Source organism: Paenibacillus radicis (ex Gao et al. 2016), from assembly GCF_014641555.1.
Taxonomy (GTDB): domain Bacteria; phylum Bacillota; class Bacilli; order Paenibacillales; family Paenibacillaceae; genus Pristimantibacillus; species Pristimantibacillus radicis.
Window position 1 is genome coordinate 71,753 of record NZ_BMHY01000001.1, and the last position, 21,630, is coordinate 93,382.

Here is a 21,630-nt window from a genome sequence, read left to right on the forward strand (position 1 = left end):
ATTCAAAGGCGCTGCTCCTCATGGGGCAGTGCCTTTTTGTCTTGGCTGATTCCTGATCATTTCGAGATAGCATTTGCAATCGGCATACCACCATCAGCGCTCCTAAACAGGTGCCAAAAAAAGGACAGGATTGTAGTGAGAATTATTATCAGTTATGATTGGTATATATAAATAACGCATGAGTGGAGAAATTGCAATGCCTACTGAAATAAATATGCTGCATAAGAGCGGATGGGACTATTTGAGTCATGCATGGCTAAAGCTCATCTATGTGGAAAAAGTAGAATACAGCGGGCAAGAATGGACGTTCCGAAAAGATCAACTGGAGCGGCATCGGCTTGTCATTTGCGCATGTCCTTGCCGGGTTATTGTAGATGGCGTTCGAATTTCTGCTGTTTCCGGCACGGTTATCCTTTGCTATCCTGGACAGTGGATCGAGACAGGCGGACCTTCAAAAGAGAAACAGGCCTTGTATGTTCTCGAATTTGAGCAAGGCTCTTTACCAGCCGGAAAAGGGCAGGAAAATATACCAGCCTCATTCCATCTAGACATGCTTGAATACCGGATTGCCGACTCCGTTCGTCTAGGCGATAAGATTCACGAGTATTGGGAGCGATCCCTATCGTTTGCACCGTCGGCATCAGCTGATCAAATGCGGGTTCAGGCAAGCTTTTATGAATTGCTGGCATTGTTAATCGAACAACGACAGCATCGTGATACGGAAGCGTCTGAGATTGTGAAGAAAGAGATCGATCTCCGTTATAGGGAAGGTCTCTCCGTCGATGAGCTGGCTGCGTTGTCGGGAGTGAGCCGTTATCACCTCATGCGCGGATTCAAGGAACGCTACGGCAAGAGCATCGTTGAGTATTTAACGGAGGTGCGGCTGCAGCATGCCAAAAAATTAATGCTGGAGAGCGGCTTGCCGGTAAGCGAGATTGCCGAACGGGTTGGTTTTCGGAGTGAATCGTATTTCCGGACCGTATTCAAAAAGGAGGTTGGCATTGCACCGGCGCTCTACCTTCGCAACCGAAGACGCAAGGTAGCCGCTTACAGCTGGCCGGTGCTTGGACAACTGCTGCCGCTGCAGGTCGTACCGCATGCCGCTCCGCTTGATCATTACTGGACCGATGAATTCAGCCGCAAATATAGCGGCGACATCGAAGTGCCGCTTGGCCATCATTACGAGTTCAATCATCGCGCGTTGCAGCAAGCGAAACCGGATTGCATCATCGGCTTGGACAGCACGATTTCGAAGGAAGAAGCGGCTCAGCTTGGTGAAATTGCGCCAGTCCTGCTGCTGCCTTGGATGGAAGCGGGCTGGCGGCAGCATCTGCGAATGGTAGCTGATTTCCTGGGAATGAAGGAAGACGCTATTTCTTGGCTCGAACATTATGAACAGAAGGCGAAGCTTGTGCAAGAACGAGTTCATAATAGCGTTGGCGATGAAAAAGTGCTGGTACTCAAGGTAGCTGGGAACGAGCTGCAAATATGGGGACGTAAAGCCATGACCGTTCTTTATGATGATCTTGGGATGAAGCCAGCTTCACTGATGGATAACATAGAATGGTACGCACCTGTGGAGCTTGAACATCTTTCCCATTGCGAGGAGGACTGCCGGTTCATCGTTAGCGTGAATGGCGATACCCAATCTCAGGCATATTGGAAGAGGCTGCAAGCGGACAAGCAATGGAGCGGACTTCGGCAAGTCCAAGAGAACATGGTTCACTTGCAGCAGGGGCATCAGGCATGGGTATATCCTTGGTTTGAAAATTCTGCGCTCTATCAAGAACGACAGCTGGAGATGCTGGAGCATCTGATTTTGTGCACCCATCAGTAAACATTCCGCATGATTGTGGATATACAGATGAATAGCTGCTCGCTATACTCAATACAGTAAGAATGATTATCAATTTCAGGGGGCAGCGACTACATGCTTAATGTTAAATCAAACACAAACTATTCAGATGAAAGGTCCCGAAAGCCTCGCATCTTCACGATTTTATCGATAATTACTGCACTAATGCTCGTGCTTGTTCTTGGAGCTTGCGGTAACAATGGCGGCAATGTTTCGGAAGCCACACCGCCTGCGACAGAACAGGCTTCTCCATCACCTGATGCCAACGAATCGGGCAATGGCAGCGAGCAGACAGCAGTGACCGTCAAGCATGACTACGGCGAAACGACAGTTCCGGCAAATGCCAAACGAATCGTATCCATCGGAATGGAAGATATGCTGCTTTCACTCGACGTGCCGCTCGTTCAGGCATTCAGCACGGATGGCTATTATTTGGATGCGCAAATTAAAGAAAAAGGGATTCCGGTTAACAGCTCCTTCGATATCAACCTGGAGGCTATTGCAGCCGTTAACCCTGATCTTATTATTATGAATACGTATATGACCGATCAAGCCGGTTATGAGCAGCTTAGCAAAATTGCTCCAACGATTGCTTTTGTCCGGGATAACTGGCAAACCGGCATTGTTGAAATTGGAAAAGCGCTAGGTAAAGAAGAACAGGCTAAGGCGATAGTTCAAGCGTATCAGGATAAATTGAAGAAAGCGAAAGAGGCCATCGTACAAGCAGTTGGTGAGGATAAAACGGTCGCTTTCGTTCGTCCGGCAACGAAGGATGTGGAATTGGATTTCCCGGAATATGTTTGGACATCTGTGCTCTATAACGATCTGGGTCTGAAGCCGGATCCTCAGGTGCTGAAATTCCAGAAGGAAACCAAGGATACATGGGGAGGTACGATGATCTCACTGGAAAAGCTCCCTGAGCTGACAGCGGATTACTTATTCATGGATTACGGAGCTTCCATGTCTTCCGAAACGGATTTCCAGAAGGATGTCGCTAAAGCGTCTGAGGTGGAGCAAATGAAGGTGTGGAAGGCTATACCTGCTGTTGCAAAAGGAAATGCTTTCAAGGTTTCTGCCCGCCACTGGGCACTGAATGGTCCAATCGCCGATGCGAAAAAGATCGATGACATTGTACAAACGTTGACGGCGCTCAAATAAATAAGTTTTTTTCTGCGCAGCAGTGTCCCTGATAGGGATGCTGCTTTTATATTAGCGGCAAAAAGGGGCTCATGCGAATAGGCATGGGTCTCTTTTTTGCGCTGCAGCATGGGTCTGATTTGGTTCAGTGCGCCATCGTTCCAAAATGTAAAATAGCGGAAGCCACTTGACGAACGAAGAAATCCAATATACGATTAAGCAGTAATTTAGTAAATCAGTAAATTAGTAAACAAGTGAAAGGGACGGAAAACAAGATGAAAATACCGGCTGCATTAAAACATAAGCCTGTTGTCGTAGCAGAAAAATACGAGAAGGTTGACGGCCGACTGGCCAGAAATTCGGACGCAAAAGGTCTTTCTTTAGGACTTGCCCAATGGAACGATAGAGGCAAGATCGATATTTCGGCTAAGGTGTGGAGATATACCGGAGAAAAGTGGTCCAGGCAATCTGAAGAGCTGCCTATCCATCGTGTACTGGACTTGTCTATTCTCATTTGCCGGACTCTGGAACATTTCAGCGAAGCTTATCGCTATGAGCATTTATATGATCCGCAGGCGTCCGTCATTGACCGGATAGGTCTTCAAGGAGATGCGATGACCGTAGCGATATGTACGGACAATGAAAAAATCAATGATGATATCAAACTGTTTAGTCAAGCTCTAAGCGACGACGATGAAATGATCGGCGAACGTTTGCGCGCATTATCAAAAATTTTACAGGATATGGGGTATTGAAGATGTTTTCCAATCGTTATGTAAGAACTATTATTTTCTCCCGGGTGCTGCTGCAATTGGGCATTTGGATCCGGAACTATTCGGTTCTTCTCTATGTTACCGAGTTGACGAATAACAATTCGGTTTACGTATCACTCATATCGGTTGCGGAATTCGCTCCGATCTTTATTTTCGGCTTAATTGGCGGCACCTTCGCCGATCGGTGGCGGCCGAAGCGGACGATGGTCTGGAGTGATTTATTGTCTTCCATATCCGTTATGGCTGTATTGCTTACCGTTATGAACGGGGGATGGATCGCACTTCTAGTCGGATCGTTTATTTCCGCGAGTTTGTCGCAATTTTCTCAGCCTTCGGCCATGAAGCTGTACAAACGGCATGTGCCAGCTGAGCAGCTGCAAGGCGTGATGGCAATGTCCCAAACGATCGTCGCTGTCTTTACGGTTTTGGGTCCGGTCGTTGGTACGTTTATCTTTATCCGATTTGGCATTAACGTCTCTCTGATCCTTACCGCTATTTTGTTTCTCGGCTCTTCGATTATTCTATCGTCGCTGCCTCGTGATGCGGAGGAGAAAAAATCCGCCGATGGTGGAAGCTTCATGAAGGAACTGACGGACGGTTTGCGTTATATCGGGGCTAATAAATCGTTAAGAACGCTCAGCATGACTTTCGCCGCTGTCGGATTAGCTTCCGGTTTGATTCAGCCGTTGCAAATCTTCCTAGTCATCGAGAAATTGGGACAGGACAAACAATTTCTGCAATGGCTCGTTATGGCCAATGGTGCGGCAATGCTGGTAGGCGGGGCCTTCATCATGGGAATAGCCAAAAAAGTGAAGCCGCAGCTGCTGCTTTTAATCGGGCTAATCGTTACGGCTGTCTGTACGATTGGAATCGGTGCATCCTCGAAGATCTGGCTGACTATAACGCTTCTGGTGTTCAGCGGCTTGGTATATCCTTTCATTCAAGGCGGAATTCAAACCCTGCTTGTACGGAACACCGAAGGGGCCTTTATTGGCCGGGTATCTGGAGCGATTATGCCTGCATTTATGGGGATGATGGTAACCGGCATGTTCATAACCGGCTATTTGAAAGAATCATTCTCCTTGTTGTCGGTATATATGGTGAGCGGTTGTTTGACGATTGCCGGTGCGGTCCTGCTGCTTCCTATTATTTTTGAGAAGAGAAAGAAAACGGAGAAAGGTCAAGCATTATGACAGACAGGAGGAGAAAGGCATGACGGAAATGGAATCATATCCATTGTCTCCGGCAAGGCAGCTGACAGAAACGGAAATGAAGCGTGTATGGCAGAAACCGGCATCTCATAAAATCAGCGAAGAAGAACGGCGCATTAGTAAAGAGGTCAGGCGCAATTGGAATCGCGGGGAAATGAAAATCGCCAATATTTTGCTGGAGGGGGATGCGGGTTCTGGTAAAACGCAGCTCGCAAAAGCATTATCGGCAAACTTCGGGCTGCCGTATACGAAAGTGACTTGTTTTGCCGATATGGATAAATCCGATATAATCGGCGCGATTTTACCGGTCATTTCTGCTGAACAATTAGAGAAGCTGGAGCCAGCGGAGCAAACGGTGTTGAAAGCCTTATATGAGAGCGATGGATTTCAGAGCGCTATTGAAATTTTGGTGGATGTATTAGAGATGACGCAAGAACAAGCCGCCGTAAAAATAAAACAATTGCTGAAGCTTGCTTCGGAAGAGAGCGACAGTGTGGAGTATCGCTTTTACCCGTCGGAGATCGTTAGAGCTTATCAGCAAGGATACTTGCTGGAAATACAAGAACCTAACGTGATTCGTGATGCTGCGGTGCTGATGGCATTGAACTCTGCTTTGGAGCTGGATGGCAGCATCAATCTTCCGACTGAAATGATCCGCAGACATCCGGACTTCATCGCGGTCATTACAACAAACCGCAGCTATGCAGGGTCAAGGCCGCTTAACGAAGCGCTGCGCGACAGAGTTCAACATTCAGAGAAGATGGATCTGCCGACCAAAGAAATGATGATGGAACGTGCAATGTCCAAAACTGGTTATCAAGATGAAGAGGTACTAAGTACTCTGGCGGACAGTATTATCGTCTTGGATAAAACAGCCCGGGCTAATGCGATCAAAGGGGTGGCGGGCATGCGTTCGCTTTTCTACTGGACAGATGCAGTAGCCGGCGGAGCCTCCGCCAGTGAGTCTCTATATCATAAGGTCATCTACAAGATCACAACCGATCCAGAGGAAATTAAGATTTTGGAGGACGCTCTCGAAAAGCATGGTTTGATTGCTGGATTAGAAGACATTGCGAATGAAGTAAAAAAAAACGGAAAAATAACGATGCCTTAGAAATGAAGATATGGGGAGAAATAGACACAGCTGATTATGACAATGACGGTCTTGATGATGAAACTGGTATCGCATTGAAAAAATCAGCGGATAGTGAAGAAAGTACTTCCCTAGTATCCGAAGACTCGACCGATATGGAAAGCTCGGATACGGGGGAGGTCGGCTCCCCCCGATATCATCAGTCTAATCCCGAACCTATGCCTGAGGATGTGAAACACAAGGAGCGAGAGTTCCGCAAAAGGCTGAATCGTAACGCAAGGGAAATGGCAGCGGACACTATTCATGCAAAAGTAAAGCTGATCGTACACCGTCCCGATTACGACCAAGGCCATCAACAGGAATACGTCAGTTTGAGCAAGGGGCTGATGCCTGTCGTGAGAGAAATCGCCAAAAAGACGCTTCCGCTCTTGGAGCATGATGTTTCCTCCGAATTTACAAGAAACCGTTACTATGGCAGCAAGTTTCAAGCAGACAGCGTTGCATATAGGGATTACAGGTATTTTGCCAAAAAACGGCCTCCTACGGAATCTCCTTCGTTGATGGTTGGTCTAAGGGTTGATGAATCGGCATCGATGTCCGCTTTCGGAAGATTGGAAGCAGCCAAGCGAGCCGTCATCGCGGTATATGAATTTTGTCAAATTTGTCAAATTCCAATCTCGATCTATGGCGATACGGCGGATGTATCCAGGCTGGAGCAAATGTCGATCTTTGCTTATGCAGATTACGATAAACCGGATTCCAACGACCGTTTCCGGCTTATGGGGATTCAGGCAAGAAGCAATAACCGGGATGGAATGGCGCTTAGAATTTTAGCGGAACGGTTAGCCGCTTCTCCGCAACAGACGAAGCTGCTGATTAGCATTAGTGACGGTCAGCCAAAGGCAATGGACAATTATACGGGAAGCTATGCCGTTGCAGATATGCAGCAAACGATAGAGGAATATGAACGTAAGGGTGTTACCTTTCTTGCAGCTGCAATCGGCCAAGATAAGAACGTCATTAGTGAAATTTACGGTAATGAGCGGTTTTTGGACATTACAAATTTACAGGAGCTCCCTGCAAAGCTAGTACGCATTATCGCCCGGTATTTGTAAGGCTGCTAAACATTCATTAGCCAAGATAAGGAGAGCAACGACATGGATAAGAATAAGCGAAGAGAACTGGTTGAAGAATATAAGAAGATCAAGGTCTATATGGGCGTCATTCAGATTAAGAACAAAGTGAACGACAAAATTTTCATCGACAGTTATCCTAACTTGAAGAACAAATGGTTTACCCTGCAGATGCAGCTGGATATGGGCAAATTTGCAAATGCCGGGTTGCAGAAGGAGTGGAAGGAATTCGGAGCCGATGCGTTTGATTATGAGGTGCTGGAGCAGAAGGATACCGAGAAGGTGACGGATATACGCTGGGAAATGAAGCAAATCTTGAAGCCATGGTTTCAGAAGCTGCAGCCCTTCGAAGATAAAGGATATAATAAGCCGCTCAAAGAATTCAATTAATGAAGCTGAGTTAGAATAAGGTTGAAAAGAAACCCGTCAATTAAAAAATTGGCGGGTTTCAGTGCTTGTTCGCCTATAAAAAAGCCGTAGCATTATGTACGGATTGACTACAGATGCAATCCAAGATAAGATGAAACCGTCTTTAGTAAATTAGTAAACGGGTTAGAGGAAAGAGGGGAACAGATGAAAATACCTACTACGTTAAAACATAAGCCAGTGGTCGTGTCCGAAAATTATGAGAAGGTTGACGGCCGAATGGCCGGGAACACGGATGCGAAAGGCCTATCCCTGGGATTGGCCCAATGGAATGATAGAGGAAAGGTCGATATTTCGGCCAAGGTATGGAGATATACCGGAGAGAAATGGTCCAGGCAATCCGAGGAGCTGCCTCTTCATCGTGTGCTTGATTTGTCCATTCTCATTTGCCGGTCCTTGGAACATTTCCGCGAAGCCTATAGATATGAACATTTATATGACCCGCAAGAGCCTGTCATTGACCGGGTTGGTCTGCAAGGGGATGCGATGAACGTGTCGATCTGTACAGACAATGATAGAATTAATGAAGATATTAAGCTGTTCAGCCAAGCTTTGAGCGACGACGATGAAATGATCGGCGAACGTCTTCGCACGTTATCTAAGATATTGAAGGATATGGGCTACTAATCCATTTCTGCTGGGCTATCAAAGAAACCCGCGAAACCCCTTGATTGTACAAGGCGTCTCGCGGTTTTTTTGAATTTCTCCGTTTATGAATCATGAATGTTGCACAGCCTATATACTCGGCTCCCCTTCCTGCACGAGAAACAAAATGTAAAAGTGCAGGCTGATGAGCTCCAAATGGTCCAAAACGGCGTTCAAAATGTAAAAGTGCATTTGAAATCGCTATATTTCATGCAAAAGGCGGTTTTCGAGCCAATCAACCTGCACATTTGCATGTTGAAGGGGTAAATCGCAGAAAAATTGGCCAACAACCTGCATTTTTACATTTTGACCGCTTTTAACTGGATGCAAACCGGGCAGATAGAGTGAGTAGTAATGTGCAATTCTTCCTAGCGGTTAGCGCTATCAACCGAAAGCGAAATCCCCTTCAACAGCAGCTTGACCGCATTAACATGCAGAGCTGCATATTCATCCCCGCTTAATTTTGTTGACATCGCCAGGCAGAGATGCGTCGCTCCAACCAAGGCAGACATCACACTAAAACCCAACGTTTCCATATCTTCATTGATGAAAACGCCCTGGCTGATCCCTTTTTGCAGCACTTGTCTTATTGCATCATTTGCTATCTCTGTGATTTCCCTTAACGTGGTCAATGCCTCCGATTCACTGGAAAGCGTCTTGGCGTACTCTTCGAGTGCTTGGATCAGCGGGTTTTCACAATCTCTTCCGAATAAATCAGCCATTTCAAGCAATTGTTCGCTGGGAGACGAACCGTTCTTCTCGACGGTGAGCTGCCATTTTTGTGAGGTTTGTTCTGCATGCTGGCTAAGCAAGTGGAGAAAGAGCACTTCTTTATTTTTAAAATGATGGTACAGGTTGCCCTTACTCATCTGTGTCGACGTACATAGGTCATCCATTGTGGCCCGGTCATAGCCTTTTTCAATAAATAACAGCTTGGCATGGTTTAAAATAATCGATTTTGCTTCTTCGGCCGGCAATCGCCTTCTCGTCATAAGCTCCTCCTGGGAACCTTACAGACGGTTCCTTTTATACTTGTAAAATTGAAAAGCGCTATATGAGATAACGATAGCAAAAATCCCGAAGAATGCAAACGGCATATCCAGCGTGTGCCGGGAAACGATGCTTTGCAGCCCCATGTTTTCCACCGTTGATTCCCCGTAGGCCCAAATCGTCATATTAAAAATGTTTGTCGCAAAATGGATTCCGATAGTAGCGGCTATACCATTGGTATAGTAAGCAACGAATCCGAGAAAGAATGCGCCTATCAGGTAATACAACGGTCCCCAGATTCCGTAGTTCATCATTTCAGGGTTTAAGCCATGAACGATAGCAAAGGTCAGGGAGGAGATGAAGACGGACCAGAACGCCCCACCCTTTATTGAACGAAACATCCGGTACATATAACCTCTGAACAAGATTTCTTCAGCTGCGCTTTGCACAAAAATTATAGGTGCGGCAATCAGTAATACTCCTAACCACGGAAGCGGGTCAAAGTGAAACGTAAAGGCTTGAGGATGTACAGTGATATCGAGAATTAAGTACAAGATCAGGGCTAACAGGTACAGCGAAAAATAAATCGCAAACTTGCGGAATTCGGGCCTTCTTCCTTCAAACAAAAAGGTTCGAAAAGGAATTTTAAAGAAAAATTTGGTGATAAGAAAGACACCAAGAATGAGGAACAAAAAAGATGAAAAAAGGGCAACAAAACTAGGAAATCCTGAGGTAGTAGCGGGAATCAGCGTATTAAGCAGCTTTAGCCACACTAATGAGCCGCCTTGCCAAATGACGAAGATGAGAATGAAGCCTGCTATTGATTTGAAGCTGAGCGGTATCCGCGGTTGAAGACCATAATTTTTTTCCATGACACGCACCTGTCTCTCTTAAGAATTATTACCGACTATGTAGTCGGTAGTTAAAATATAAGGTTCGACAATCGATTTGTCAACACGAGCTATGACATATTGACTGAGAAAACAGTAAAGCCCGCGAAAACCTTTGAATTTACAAGGTTTTCGCGGGCTTAATTAAAGTTAAGTCCCTATTTATTATACAGAGTGGTTATTCTGCTTTCTAAGAGGTCTGTAGAAGGCACGAATTTCGTTGGCCATAGCCTCGGGTTCTTCCATAGCCGTAAAATGTCCGCCGGAAGGCATTGTCGTCCAGCGCGTTACATTGAAATGGCGTTCCGTCCACGATCTAGGCGGCGGCAATATATCCTCGGGAAATAGAGCCAGACCGGTCGGAACCTCAATAGGGCCGAGAGGCGGCAAGGAATGTGAATTTTCGTAATACCTATTGGCAGCTGATCCGATTGTGTTCGTCACCCAATAGATCATAATATGAGTCAGCAGTTCATCCATGCTGTACCTCTGGCTGAGATCGCCTTTACAATCGCTCCATGCCCGAAGCTTCTCAATGATCCAAGCAGCCAGACCAGCAGGGGAATCGGAAAGTCCATAGGCCAGAGTATGAGGCTTCGTCGATTGAATGGACATATAGCCTCCCTCACCAGCAATCCACTCAGCTGCTTTTTTCTTATATTGCAGCTCTTCCTCCGACAAATCTGACTCATTCTGTGAAGCCATGAGACTATTTATAATGCCAACATCCGTTAAATGGATACCGACTAAAAGCTCAGGATAATGCGCGGCCAAGTACCTTGTCACACCGGAGCCCATATCTCCGCCTGCAGCGGCAAATTTGTTATAGCCTAATTCTTGCGTCATCAGCTTAGCCCACATCTGAGAGACAACAAAGTTGTTGATGCCAGGGCGGTTAGGGCGGCTGGAAAATCCGAATCCAGGCAAAGAAGGGACAATCACATCAAAGGAATCCTCCGCATTGCCGCCGTAATGGGCAGGGTCTGTCAGGAGCGGAATGATTTTTTCATACCGAAGGTAACTGTCAGGCCATCCATGGGTAAGAATAATAGGCATAGGATCAGGTCCTTTGCCGCGCTCATGTACAAAATGTACGTCTATCCCATCAATGTAGGAATGAAACTGGGAAAAGCGATTTAACTTAGATTCCTGTGCGCGCCAGTCGTACTGATCTCTCCAATAGGCAACGAGTGATTTTAAAAAGTCTAAGTCTGTTCCTCTCTCCCAGCCTGCGTCTTCTAATTGTTCGGGCCAGCGGATATGTTCCAGCCTGTATTGCAGATCGTTAAGGATATCATCGGAGACGTGGATATGATACCGTTCAACAGTCATTATGATTTCCTCCTTTTTTGTTCATTTACCCCCTCATTATATCCGTTGGACTTGTATGTTACACTGGAATAAGTGAAGCAACCAACTATACTATTTGATAGGTGATCGATATGCCGCAAGCGGACAGATACAAAAAACGCATGGTGAATATAGAGTTTGCAGCAGTGGAGGATTTCAGTTGTTTGCCTTATCCGGAACGGTTCACGCTGATTTTTATAACGTCTGGAAGGATAAAGGGGATATTGAACGAGCGTCCCATATCGATTAGTGCTCCCGGTGTTCTCTGCTTGGCAGAAGACGCTCAATTGCGGCTGGATGAAAAGATAAACGTATCGGCGCAATCCTTTCGTTTTCACCCCGAGTTTCTGAACACCGTTAAGCTTTCCGAAACGAAGGATTATTTTCCTTCAGCGCCTAGAATACAAATAGGACTTTCATTATTCGACAGCAATAATCTTTATGCCGGAGTGCCTCGTATAACAGACAAAGCATTCCCTTTGCTGCTGGAATGGTTTTTCCTGCTTGGCATGGAAGTGCTGGCGCAAAGCGATGCGCTTTGGGCGTGCCGAATTAAGAAATACCTCATTCAAATTTTGGGGCTGCTGGAGGAGTTGAATCGCAATCGCGAGCATTCGCCTGTCGATGAGGCGTTGGACTATATCCATACTCATTATTCGCAAAAGATAGCTTTGGAGGATTTGACGAAGTATGCGCATTTGAACCGGGTGACGCTCAACAAGAAATTTCAGGACAGATGCGGGAGTACAGCGATTGGTTACTTGCAGGCCCATCGCTTGAAGGTGGCGTGCGAGCTGTTGACCCATACCGATATGAGTCTGAACGAAATTGCGCTCGCAACCGGATTTGAATACGATACGTACTTCATCAAGCAATTTACAGCCAAGAAAGGGTTGTCCCCGACGACGTACCGGAATATGTCCCGTAAATACTCAAGTGCTCAATAATAAGATATGGAACAAATAGAAATGCAGAAGCGGGTGCTGTCCTGATTAGAGGATAGCACCCGCTTCTGCGTTTATTTATACTTTTAATCCCCGTATTGCAGAGAAATTACTTCGCGATTTTGGCGAAGTATTCCAATGTCCGAACTAATTGAGAGGTATAAGACATTTCGTTATCGTACCAAGCTGCGGTTTTCACTAGCTGCTGGTCGCCAACCGTCAGAACTTTGGTTTGAGTGGCATCAAAAAGGGAACCGAACGTCATCCCCTTAATATCGGAAGATACGATTTCGTCTTCCGTGTAGCCGTAAGTTTCCGGATCAGAGGCTTCTTTCATGGCGGCGTTAACTTCCTCAACCGTTACCTTTTTGTTCAGAACAGCAACCAGCTCCGTTACGGAGCCTGTTGCAACAGGCACACGTTGAGATGCACCATCCAGCTTGCCCTGCAATTCGGGAAGAACTAGACCAATAGCTTTAGCGGCACCGGTTGGATAGGGAACGATATTCTCAGCAGCAGCCCGTGCTGCACGGTAGTCGCCTTTAGGATTAGGAGCGTCAAGTGTATTCTGGTTGCCTGTATAGGCATGAACGGTTGTCATTAACCCGGAATGAATGCCGAACTTGTCATGAAGAGCTTTAGCCATGGGCGCCAGACAGTTTGTTGTACAGGAAGCGCCCGATATAACGGTTTCCGTTCCGTCAAGCGTGTCATGATTCACATTGTAAACGATGGTTTTCATATCGCCTGTTGCTGGGGCGGAAATGACGACTTTTTTGGCGCCGCCCTTTAGGTGAAGTTCCGCCTTTTCTTTGCTGGTAAAGAAACCTGTACATTCGAGAACGATATCTACGCCAAGCTCGCCCCAAGGAATTTCTTCAGGGTTACGGTTAGCCAGCACTTTAACCTCTTTGCCTTTTACAGTGAAGGTTCCGTCATGAACTTCAATGTCGCCCTGAAACATGCCTTGCGTCGTATCATATTTGAGCAGATGAGCCAACATTTTCGCATCGGTAAGATCGTTAATCGCTACAACCTCGATACCTTCGAGCTCTTGAATACGGCGAAAAGCGAGTCTGCCTATCCGTCCAAAACCGTTAATGCCTACTTTTACGCTCATAGTAATCCTCCTGGAATCATTATTTATTCCAAACAGGCAAAAGCCTGTCTTGAAATTAAAGAAAGCGGACTGTACATGTTGCATAAATAAAAAAAGAGACCGATCGGTACTTTTATTGTATCATGAAATTATAGATTGGCAAGGCTTCGGTTGTCTTAGTTTTGATATAATGTTGAATTATAATACGATCATTCGGAGGAACTCATGAAAAAAGGAGATCGGACACGAGAACACATCATTATGAAGTCAGCGGCTATCTTTAATCAGAAAGGATATGCCGGAACTTCCCTAAATGATATTATTGCAGATACTGGAATTAAGAAGGGGGGCATATACCGGCATTTTGTCAGCAAAGATGAGATTGCGATTGAAGCCTACAATTATGCTGCCAGTCTGGTCAGCAGTAAATTTAATGAGGCGGTCGATCAAGAGCAGTCCGCGTCAGGCCGGTTAATTGCTTTTTTTCGTGTTTATGGAGATGTTGTACACAATCCTCCCTTTATTGGCGGATGTCCGATGCAGAATACGGCAGTGGAAAGTGATGATACGCACTCAGAACTTCGTGATCGAGCAAGGCAAGGGCTGCATAATTTCTTGGATTTGATGAAGAGTATTATTGACGACGGAATTAAAGCAGGGGAGTTTAAAGAGGATTTGGATTCCGAGGCCCTTGCTTCATTTGCCTTTTCACTGCTGGAAGGCGGTATTTTGCTGAGCAAGCTGGATGGAGACAACAAGCACATGCAAATGAATACAGCCATCTTCTCGTCCTATTTGCAGCAATGCTGCTTAAAGAGCAACTAGCCTGAGGTGTGGGCATATGCAAATTTGCAATGAAGATAACGGATAGTGTGGACATAGAAACCCGCGAAGGCCCTTGATTTTATAAGGTTTTCGCGGGTTTTATATAGTTGTGTAGAATAGATCATCTTTTTATTGTTCAGTGCATGTATTTCGCTCTCTCCACTGTATAACATAAACCTATCACCTTGCCTCGAAAAATTAGACAGCTATTAGCTACAACCACTGCACGACTGCCATTCCATCATGAGTTTATCCCAAACTCTCAGAATACATAATCAGCCTCCTGGGTGCACGAGTTCAGTTTATCGATTGCTTCTATTCATCACCCCGTTTACAAGTTACTGAAATATAAGTTTATGACACTTGATAAGGATGGTCATTCTTTTAGATCTGATTGTAAGCGTTTTCTTGACTGGAACAGAGTAAAGGAGGTGAGCCATCGTTTAATTTCCTTTCAATAAACTTGTATACGCTTTCGAATGAAGGGGGAATCCCAATCCGTATTTTGTTTTCTAAGCAGGACAATTGAAATAAATAATCCACGGGAGGAATCTTAATGTTAGCCATCAAAATCAAGAGGTTGTCGTTAGTACTCTTACTCATTACTTTGACGGTTTCAGGTTCGTTAGCTTCCTATATTAGACAAGCTCAAGCAAACACCAGCACTTATTTCTATGTCGCTGAAGATGGAAATGATTCGAATCCAGGTACATTGACTGAGCCATTCGCCACACTAACCAAAGCACAATCTGCGATTCGAGCCTTGAAAACGACAAGCGGCCTCCCGGCAGGGGGAGTTACCGTATATTTGCGAGGCGGAGAGTATAATCAATCCGCGACATTTACATTAACACCGGAAGATTCAGGCAGCACAGGCTCGCCGATTGTCTATCAGTCTTATCCAGGAGAAACCGCAATAATTACAAGCAAACAGGAAATATCAGGGTGGAGCTTGCTAGGCAGCTCTTATCCTGCAGGTCTGCCTGCTTCTGCTCACGGTCAAGTGTTTGTGGCGGATATAACGCCTGGATGGAGATTTCACTCCATGTTTGTTAATGATGTTGGACAGCCAGTGGCGAAGTCGGTCCAAAATTCAGATTGGACAGCTTGGCCGAGACTTACTGCAGCGGGCAGTCCAAATCCGTCCGGAAGGTCCATCACCTTCCCGGCAGGAGCACTTAATCATATACCAAGTAACCGAGATGCCGAGATTGCGATGACGACCGCATGGTGGTGGAATATTGTCTCACCTATCGATTCAATTAACCCGGTTAACCATACCGCTAAGCTTCAAAGCAAGGCTCCCGTGCAATATGCGGATCTCCTCTCGCTAGATGGCGGTCATTATAATATACGCAATGCGCTGCCAGTTCTTGATCAAGCAGGAGAATGGGTAGTAGACTCCGCTGCCGGGAAAGTGTACTACTGGCCAACGGATGGAACCATGAGCGGGAAAACCGTCTTTGCACCCCAGTTAAATGAAATTGTACGTTTACAAGGGGATGAGGAAGCTCAGAACTGGGCGAAGCAAGTGGAGTACGTGGAATTCCGCGATCTTCAATTCATGTATTCGGATCGTACCCCGGAAGATCAATACAATCCGGATTGGCTGGTAAGAAACGCAGAAAACCCGGATGCTATGATCTACATGCAAGGCGTAAGCCATATTGTGATGGATAGCAATCTGATTGCGTACTCAGGTTCGCAAGGCATCGCGCTTGATCAGTATGCACAACATGTAACGTTAACCCGTAATGAGATCGCTTATTCCTCTTCCGGCGGCATTCAGATAACGGGTTACGGTCCCGGCGACGTAGATGTAAATAAAAATCATGTAATCGAACGCAATCATATCCATGACATGGGACTAGATTATATGCATTCTGGACCTTTATCCATTTATGGCAGCAATCATAATACAGTGCAATACAACTATTTCCATGGCAGCCCTTACGCGAGTGTCTCCATTGTGGGAATGCCGCATTTTCAAATGAATGATCCCTCAGATATAGACACTACAGACTCGTATGGGAACAATCAGGCGATCTATCAAGCGAGATGGACAGAAGTAGCCGCACATCGGCCCTATGACCAATTTTCGAACATTCCTTATTTGCACTCAGGCGACAATACGGTTCAATACAATATCCTCGACAACTACATGGAATCCATGCATGATGGAGGCGCTCTCTACACTTGGGCAGCTGGGGCGAATAATTTATGGGATCATAACGTAGGTACAAGTCCATTAAACAAAGGGGTTTCTCTTTATTTCGATTTGGCTACCGCCTATCTTACCGCAACGAATAATATCTTCTGGAGTCCTGGTGACTTGCTCTTGGACATCTCCGGAAATTCTACGAATACGTCTGCTAATAATTCGATCATGGCGACGAATAAGCCAGCCGGCTATGATCTGCTGCGAAATTCGATCATTAATGCCGGAAACGCTGCAGGGGGCTGGTTAGGTGCAAATTTAACACCTGTAGATATTCCTGCGTCCGCGACATCGATCATCGAAGCTGAAAGTTATAGCGCTGCACAAGGCATTCAAACAAATAGCGGGGGTGCTGGGACGTATGTAGAGTCGATCGATAGCGGCGATTGGCTGAAATACGACAATATCGATTTCGGTACGGGCCATTCAATTAATCAAATTTATGTGAGTGCGGCTGTTGACCCTGCTGAAGCAGGCAAGCAGCTTGAATTGCGCCTTGACAGCATAACCGGTACGTTAATCGGCACAATCACAATGAACAGCACTGGAGGCTGGAGTACATTCACAACGCAGACAGCATCTATATCCGGCGCTAACGGCGTGCATGATCTGTTCATTGTCCCTAAAGGCAGCGGAGCGGGGTTTGCTAATATAGATTGGTTTACGTTTGCAACAACAGCAACCTCGACAATTCAAGCGGAGAATTACAGCACATCACAAGGTGTCCAATCCGATAATGGCGCTACAGGGAGATATTTAGGCTGGATTGATGGAGGCGACTGGGTAAGCTACAGCAATATCGATTTTGGCAGCGGAGAGCTCAGCCAATTCCAAGCCAGCGTATCCGTTGATCCAGGGTATGCAGGTAAACAAATCGAATTGCGATTAGACAGCACAACTGGTCCGCTGATTGGTACGATTACATTTAGCAATACCGGAGGATGGACAACGTTCCAGACGCAGACCACAGCTGTATCGGGTGCCAGTGGTGTTCATCATCTATTCCTTGTTGCCAAGGGCAGTGGTGTCGGTTATGGGAGTATCGACTGGTTCAGTTTCAAGAAAGGGACCCGATATGAAGCAGAGGATGCCACATTGAACGGCGTCATTATTGAAGATCTCGCTTCCGCATCGGGCGGGCATAACATTGGCTACTTCGACAATATTGGCGATTATGTCAGCTTTACTCCTGTTGAATCAGGAAGCACATTAACGGTCCGGTATTCAAATGGGAATTCATCTGCCAAACAAGCCAGCCTGTACGTAAATGGCAGTAAAATTCAGTCCATCACCTTTCCAACGACAGCGAACTGGGCGACCTATAGTACAGTAACGGTTAATGTACCCGTAAGCGGGAGTGTGAAGTTTCAAATTGACAGTGCGGACCGGACAGTAAACGGAGCGCATTCATGCTGCAATATTGATTATATAGAGATAAGTTAATCCGGCCGGAATCATCGCACCAAGCAGCCCTGTATGTGCTGCTTGGTGCGATTGGTTTTCTTGCAGCCGATGGAGGGGCGAGTTTTATGAGTATCATCAAACAAAAGAGGCAGAGAAAGTTTTTACGAAGCATGTATCTGGGCATTATGCTCGCTATGCTGTTGTTGTTAAGTCTATTTGCCATCGTTACTTACTTCAGCGCTGGGAAAGCTATCTTGAATAATGAATATCAATCCAACAAGAAAATTTTGACGCAAGTCAAATTCAATATCGACTACATGGATGAGATGATTCGCAATTTAGTGTTGTCTCTTTTTTATAATCCAGATGTGCAGACGATTCTATATAGTAATCATTCGGAAATGAGCGAGACGATCAAAGGGATTAATACAGTCAGAACTTCGATTGTGAATACAAATCCATTTCTTCATTCCATCTACCTCTATAATAACTATTCAAAAACCTATTATACGACGGGAGAAGAGCTGCTATTCCAAGACATGAACCTGGATACAATGCTTCGATCCAAAGAGGTATTGCCCATACTGAAGCCTGTCCCGAGACAAATTGAATATTCCACGATTGGCGATAAAAAGAGGTATGAAAACGTCGTTACTTATTTCATGTATGACTTTAAAGATGATCAAAACTCGCCTAACGGTGCTCTAGTCGTTAATGCTAGTGCAAATTGGATCTTAAATAATATCAGGACCATCAATAATACGGATTTAGGCAGTCAGGATCAGATTATCATCTTGGATGGAAACGGGGAGTTAATCGGTGATAGTGTAACAGAAAATCCATTACGATCCCGTGTCAGAGAGACCTTTCTGCGTCAGCATAACGAAGCGGAAGTGAATGCTGCTCAAGAAACGACGGGCTTTTATACAAGTGATATTGAAGGGAAGAAATATCTGATTACTTACGCTTACGTCGAGAACATGAATTGGACGCTGGTGAAAGCTCAATTATACGACGAAGTGTTTCAGAACATTAGCAAACTAAAATATACCTATTTCTTAATCACCGCTGGAACGTTGCTGCTAGCCTTCCTTATCTCTCTGTATTTGTCTCGCAGATTTTATAAACCTATCGATCAACTGGTTAGTCAATTCATTAAGGTTGATGAAGAGAATGGGAGGAGGAATGGAAAAGATGAATTCTCATACTTGAATGAAGTATTCCAGCACTCGATCGACAAGATGAATCAATATAAACATAGAAGTATTACCTCTCAAGAAGTGATGAGAGCCTATTTATTAAGAAAGCTGCTCGTAGACAGCTCTTCGGTGTCGTTAGAAGAATTCAAGCAAGCGCAATCGGATTATCATATTTGGTTAGATAAGGGGTCGGCGTTCCTCATCTGTATTGTAAAGATTGATGATTACGGCCAATTCAAGGAGAAGTACAGTTCGAGGGATCAAGCGCTTTACTTATATGGAATCGAAAACATATCGATGGAATGTATGTCTGAGCTTTCCCGGTGCGAAGTCGTGGAAATGAAAAATGAATATATCGCTTTTATATTGCATGTAAATCCAAATTCCGATTACAAGTCTATGATTATGGAGAGATGGAAGCAGGCGCAATTGACTGTTATGAACTATTATCACATTTCTTTTTCCGTATGTATTAGTGATCCTGTTGAGAGTTATACGGACTTGTCCGAGCAGCATTATGAAACATTAAATAATTCGCTGTATCGTTTGATTTACGGCAATTCCTGCATTTTAACTAGTGAAATGATTAAGACAAATGCGGAAAATCCGCAGCTTGGGTACTCAGCAACGCTGGAGAAGAAGCTGGTTGATGCGCTAAAAAGCGGGAGTCTTCCAGTAGCGGAGGAGACGCTAACCAAAATTTTCCGGGAAATCTCTAATTTGAACTATAACAATGCGCTGTTATCGGTCATGAGCCTGGTCAACATGCTGAAAACGGTAGTCGAGGAAATCAACCGGGCAAAGGTAGAGCCGATCCGTGTGAATTTCAACTTGATTACCAAACGATTATTCGCACTGGAAACCTTAACCGAGCTATATGAATCTCTAGTTCAGTTGATCCGGGACATGATAGCAAAGATGGAAAACGTAGAAAACGATAAACAGTCTATTCTTGTAGAAACGATTAAGGAGCTTGTCGAAGCGAATTATACGGACCCCGGACTATGTCTGCAGTTTGTCGCCAGCAAGCTGAACCTTTCTCCTAAGTCTGTGAGCAAATTATTTAACACCAAGATGAATATGTCGGTTGCCGACTATATAAACGATGTCAGATTAAATAAAGCCATCGGATGGCTAGAGCACTCGGGACTGAATATGAAGGAGATTTTAGTCAAGATTGGCGTTGAAAATGAGAGCTATTTCTATAAGTTATTTAAGAAAAAGTATGGAGCTACACCAAAAGAATACATGTTAAGCGAAAGCATAAAGCAAATATTAAACAATGAATAGCCTGTAAATGGATCATTATGGCCGGGCGTGCACTGTACTTTGCGTAAAAGTACAGTGTACGCCCTTTTTTACAGTCAAAAATGAAGTAATCGGCTCCATTTACACTATATCTCTGTCTTCATCTTCCATAACATGAAGTCATGAGCGGGTGGGAGAACAAAAACTTGTGAATGAAGGAAGGAGACAACATTTAATGGAACATACGTCGCATCGTGCCGTCCGCCGATCCAACAAGAGCGGTGGTTTCTGGCGGGAGCTCAGCCGTAAAAAAGGATTGATTTCGTTAGCCGTCCCCGGCTTGCTATTCGTCACCGTATTTTACTATTTACCGATGTTCGGATTAGTACTTGCATTTAAAGATTTGAATTTTACGAAAGGTATTTGGGGAAGCGACTGGGTGGGCTTCAACAATTTCAAATTTTTCTTTACATCGGATGCGGCATTGCAGGTAACCCGCAATACAATCGTGCTAAACCTCATCTTTATTGCACTAACGAATATCGTCTCTATCGCTCTTGCTCTCTTATTATATGAACTGAGCCGAAGGGCAGTGAAGGTCTATCAAACCACCTTGTTTTTTCCTTACTTCCTGTCTTGGGTAACCGTTAGCTATGTGACCTATGCGTTGCTGAACCCCGAGCTGGGCGTAATCAATCATATTTTGAACCGGCTTGGCTGGGAGAGCATTAACTGGTATTTTGAATCGAAATATTGGCCTTCTATATTAAGCCTAGCTTTCCTATGGAAAAATGTCGGGTACTCGACCCTTATATTTTATACAGGCCTCTTGGGAATTGATAAATCGTACTATGAAGCAGCAGCTATTGATGGAGCCTCTAAATTTCAGCAAATCCGCAATATCTCTCTTCCTCTAGTTACACCCTTAATTATATTGATCGTTCTCTTGCAAGTTGGGCGTATCTTTTATTCCGACTTTGGCTTGTTCTATTTCTTACCTGCCGATTCGGGAGCGCTGTACAGTACAACGGACGTTATTGATACTTATGTATTTCGTGCCTTGCGTGTATCCGGCGATATCGGAATGGCGACCGCAGCAGGGCTGTATCAATCGATCGTTGGGTTTGTGCTTGTTGTGACGGTTAATTTCATCGTACGAAAGGTCAATAAGGAAAATGCAATTTTCTAAA

At 45.1% G+C, this 21,630-nt stretch carries 17 protein-coding genes; 13 read left to right on the forward strand and 4 right to left on the reverse strand.

Annotation, left to right across the window (positions count from 1 at the left end):
• Positions 1 to 196: 196 nt before the first annotated feature.
• The 8 genes from IEX98_RS00330 (at position 197) to IEX98_RS00365 (ending at position 8,255) form a co-directional block, all read left to right on the forward strand.
• Positions 197 to 1,837 carry an AraC family transcriptional regulator gene (locus IEX98_RS00330; protein WP_188886965.1) on the forward strand — a complete coding sequence of 547 codons (1,641 nt, stop codon included), beginning with the start codon at positions 197 to 199 and terminating at the stop codon, positions 1,835 to 1,837.
• 93 nt (positions 1,838 to 1,930) lie between these two features.
• Complete coding sequence (locus tag IEX98_RS00335; RefSeq protein ID WP_188886966.1) at positions 1,931 to 3,013, forward strand: ABC transporter substrate-binding protein; 1,083 nt, start codon at positions 1,931 to 1,933, stop codon at positions 3,011 to 3,013.
• Between the two features lie 254 nt (positions 3,014 to 3,267).
• On the forward strand, positions 3,268 to 3,747 hold the full coding sequence (locus IEX98_RS00340; RefSeq protein WP_188886967.1) for a DUF6530 family protein: 480 nt from the start codon (positions 3,268 to 3,270) through the stop codon (positions 3,745 to 3,747).
• A 2-nt stretch (positions 3,748 to 3,749) separates the two neighbouring features.
• On the forward strand, positions 3,750 to 4,958 hold the full coding sequence (locus IEX98_RS00345; protein WP_188886968.1) for an MFS transporter: 1,209 nt from the start codon (positions 3,750 to 3,752) through the stop codon (positions 4,956 to 4,958).
• 19 nt (positions 4,959 to 4,977) lie between these two features.
• On the forward strand, positions 4,978 to 6,090 hold the full coding sequence (locus IEX98_RS00350) for an AAA family ATPase (protein ID WP_188886969.1): 1,113 nt from the start codon (positions 4,978 to 4,980) through the stop codon (positions 6,088 to 6,090).
• A 2-nt stretch (positions 6,091 to 6,092) separates the two neighbouring features.
• The gene (locus IEX98_RS00355; RefSeq protein WP_229691915.1) at positions 6,093 to 7,184 is read left to right on the forward strand and encodes a vWA domain-containing protein; all 1,092 of its coding nucleotides are present in this window, start codon (positions 6,093 to 6,095) and stop codon (positions 7,182 to 7,184) included.
• Between the two features lie 42 nt (positions 7,185 to 7,226).
• Positions 7,227 to 7,592 carry a GIY-YIG nuclease family protein gene (locus IEX98_RS00360; protein WP_188886970.1) on the forward strand — a complete coding sequence of 122 codons (366 nt, stop codon included), beginning with the start codon at positions 7,227 to 7,229 and terminating at the stop codon, positions 7,590 to 7,592.
• 183 nt (positions 7,593 to 7,775) lie between these two features.
• A complete protein-coding gene (locus tag IEX98_RS00365; RefSeq protein ID WP_188886971.1) occupies positions 7,776 to 8,255 on the forward strand; it encodes a DUF6530 family protein in 480 nt (159 codons plus the stop codon).
• A 386-nt stretch (positions 8,256 to 8,641) separates the two neighbouring features.
• Here the strand turns inward: IEX98_RS00365 and IEX98_RS00370 are convergent, their stop codons facing one another.
• The 3 genes from IEX98_RS00370 to IEX98_RS00380 all read right to left on the reverse strand — a co-directional run bounded on the left by IEX98_RS00370 (position 8,642) and on the right by IEX98_RS00380 (position 11,485).
• A complete protein-coding gene (locus IEX98_RS00370) occupies positions 8,642 to 9,265 on the reverse strand; it encodes a TetR/AcrR family transcriptional regulator (RefSeq protein WP_188886972.1) in 624 nt (207 codons plus the stop codon).
• Positions 9,266 to 9,283: 18 nt separating this feature from the next.
• Positions 9,284 to 10,135, reverse strand: a complete 852-nt coding sequence (locus tag IEX98_RS00375; RefSeq protein WP_188886973.1) for a CPBP family intramembrane glutamic endopeptidase — start codon at positions 10,133 to 10,135, stop codon at positions 9,284 to 9,286.
• Positions 10,136 to 10,318: 183 nt separating this feature from the next.
• Positions 10,319 to 11,485 (reverse strand): epoxide hydrolase family protein, encoded by a 1,167-nt coding sequence (locus IEX98_RS00380; RefSeq protein WP_188886974.1) that lies wholly within the window; start codon positions 11,483 to 11,485, stop codon positions 10,319 to 10,321.
• 110 nt (positions 11,486 to 11,595) lie between these two features.
• Here IEX98_RS00380 and IEX98_RS00385 point away from each other — a divergent pair, with 110 nt between their 5' ends.
• Positions 11,596 to 12,450, forward strand: coding sequence for an AraC family transcriptional regulator (locus tag IEX98_RS00385; protein ID WP_188886975.1), 855 nt, complete (start codon positions 11,596 to 11,598; stop codon positions 12,448 to 12,450).
• Between the two features lie 106 nt (positions 12,451 to 12,556).
• Here the strand turns inward: IEX98_RS00385 and gap are convergent, their stop codons facing one another.
• On the reverse strand, positions 12,557 to 13,567 hold the full coding sequence (gap, locus tag IEX98_RS00390) for a type I glyceraldehyde-3-phosphate dehydrogenase (RefSeq protein ID WP_188886976.1): 1,011 nt from the start codon (positions 13,565 to 13,567) through the stop codon (positions 12,557 to 12,559).
• Positions 13,568 to 13,771: 204 nt separating this feature from the next.
• Here gap and IEX98_RS00395 point away from each other — a divergent pair, with 204 nt between their 5' ends.
• The 4 genes from IEX98_RS00395 to IEX98_RS00410 all read left to right on the forward strand — a co-directional run bounded on the left by IEX98_RS00395 (position 13,772) and on the right by IEX98_RS00410 (position 21,629).
• Positions 13,772 to 14,371 (forward strand): TetR/AcrR family transcriptional regulator, encoded by a 600-nt coding sequence (locus IEX98_RS00395; protein ID WP_188886977.1) that lies wholly within the window; start codon positions 13,772 to 13,774, stop codon positions 14,369 to 14,371.
• A gap of 556 nt (positions 14,372 to 14,927) precedes the next feature.
• Positions 14,928 to 18,032 carry a carbohydrate-binding protein gene (locus IEX98_RS00400; RefSeq protein ID WP_188886978.1) on the forward strand — a complete coding sequence of 1,035 codons (3,105 nt, stop codon included), beginning with the start codon at positions 14,928 to 14,930 and terminating at the stop codon, positions 18,030 to 18,032.
• A gap of 86 nt (positions 18,033 to 18,118) precedes the next feature.
• On the forward strand, positions 18,119 to 20,482 hold the full coding sequence (locus IEX98_RS00405) for an AraC family transcriptional regulator (RefSeq protein ID WP_188886979.1): 2,364 nt from the start codon (positions 18,119 to 18,121) through the stop codon (positions 20,480 to 20,482).
• A gap of 193 nt (positions 20,483 to 20,675) precedes the next feature.
• Complete coding sequence (locus IEX98_RS00410; RefSeq protein ID WP_188886980.1) at positions 20,676 to 21,629, forward strand: ABC transporter permease; 954 nt, start codon at positions 20,676 to 20,678, stop codon at positions 21,627 to 21,629.
• Position 21,630 lies beyond the last annotated feature (1 nt).

Excerpts from the sequence above, each read along its gene's own strand:
- IEX98_RS00385 (WP_188886975.1), top strand. The coding sequence starts at position 11,596 with ATGCCGCAAGCGGACAGATACAAAAAACGCATGGTGAATATAGAGTTT.
- IEX98_RS00350 (WP_188886969.1), top strand. The coding sequence starts at position 4,978 with ATGACGGAAATGGAATCATATCCATTGTCTCCGGCAAGGCAGCTGACA.
- IEX98_RS00355 (WP_229691915.1), top strand. The coding sequence starts at position 6,093 with ATGAAGATATGGGGAGAAATAGACACAGCTGATTATGACAATGACGGT.
- IEX98_RS00345 (WP_188886968.1), top strand. The coding sequence starts at position 3,750 with ATGTTTTCCAATCGTTATGTAAGAACTATTATTTTCTCCCGGGTGCTG.
- IEX98_RS00400 (WP_188886978.1), top strand. The coding sequence starts at position 14,928 with ATGTTAGCCATCAAAATCAAGAGGTTGTCGTTAGTACTCTTACTCATT.
- IEX98_RS00365 (WP_188886971.1), top strand. The coding sequence starts at position 7,776 with ATGAAAATACCTACTACGTTAAAACATAAGCCAGTGGTCGTGTCCGAA.
- IEX98_RS00405 (WP_188886979.1), top strand. The coding sequence starts at position 18,119 with ATGAGTATCATCAAACAAAAGAGGCAGAGAAAGTTTTTACGAAGCATG.
- IEX98_RS00335 (WP_188886966.1), top strand. The coding sequence starts at position 1,931 with ATGCTTAATGTTAAATCAAACACAAACTATTCAGATGAAAGGTCCCGA.
- IEX98_RS00370 (WP_188886972.1), bottom strand. The coding sequence starts at position 9,265 with ATGACGAGAAGGCGATTGCCGGCCGAAGAAGCAAAATCGATTATTTTA.
- IEX98_RS00380 (WP_188886974.1), bottom strand. The coding sequence starts at position 11,485 with ATGACTGTTGAACGGTATCATATCCACGTCTCCGATGATATCCTTAAC.
- IEX98_RS00410 (WP_188886980.1), top strand. The coding sequence starts at position 20,676 with ATGGAACATACGTCGCATCGTGCCGTCCGCCGATCCAACAAGAGCGGT.
- IEX98_RS00375 (WP_188886973.1), bottom strand. The coding sequence starts at position 10,135 with ATGGAAAAAAATTATGGTCTTCAACCGCGGATACCGCTCAGCTTCAAA.
- gap (WP_188886976.1), bottom strand. The coding sequence starts at position 13,567 with ATGAGCGTAAAAGTAGGCATTAACGGTTTTGGACGGATAGGCAGACTC.
- IEX98_RS00330 (WP_188886965.1), top strand. The coding sequence starts at position 197 with ATGCCTACTGAAATAAATATGCTGCATAAGAGCGGATGGGACTATTTG.
- IEX98_RS00340 (WP_188886967.1), top strand. The coding sequence starts at position 3,268 with ATGAAAATACCGGCTGCATTAAAACATAAGCCTGTTGTCGTAGCAGAA.
- IEX98_RS00395 (WP_188886977.1), top strand. The coding sequence starts at position 13,772 with ATGAAAAAAGGAGATCGGACACGAGAACACATCATTATGAAGTCAGCG.
- IEX98_RS00360 (WP_188886970.1), top strand. The coding sequence starts at position 7,227 with ATGGATAAGAATAAGCGAAGAGAACTGGTTGAAGAATATAAGAAGATC.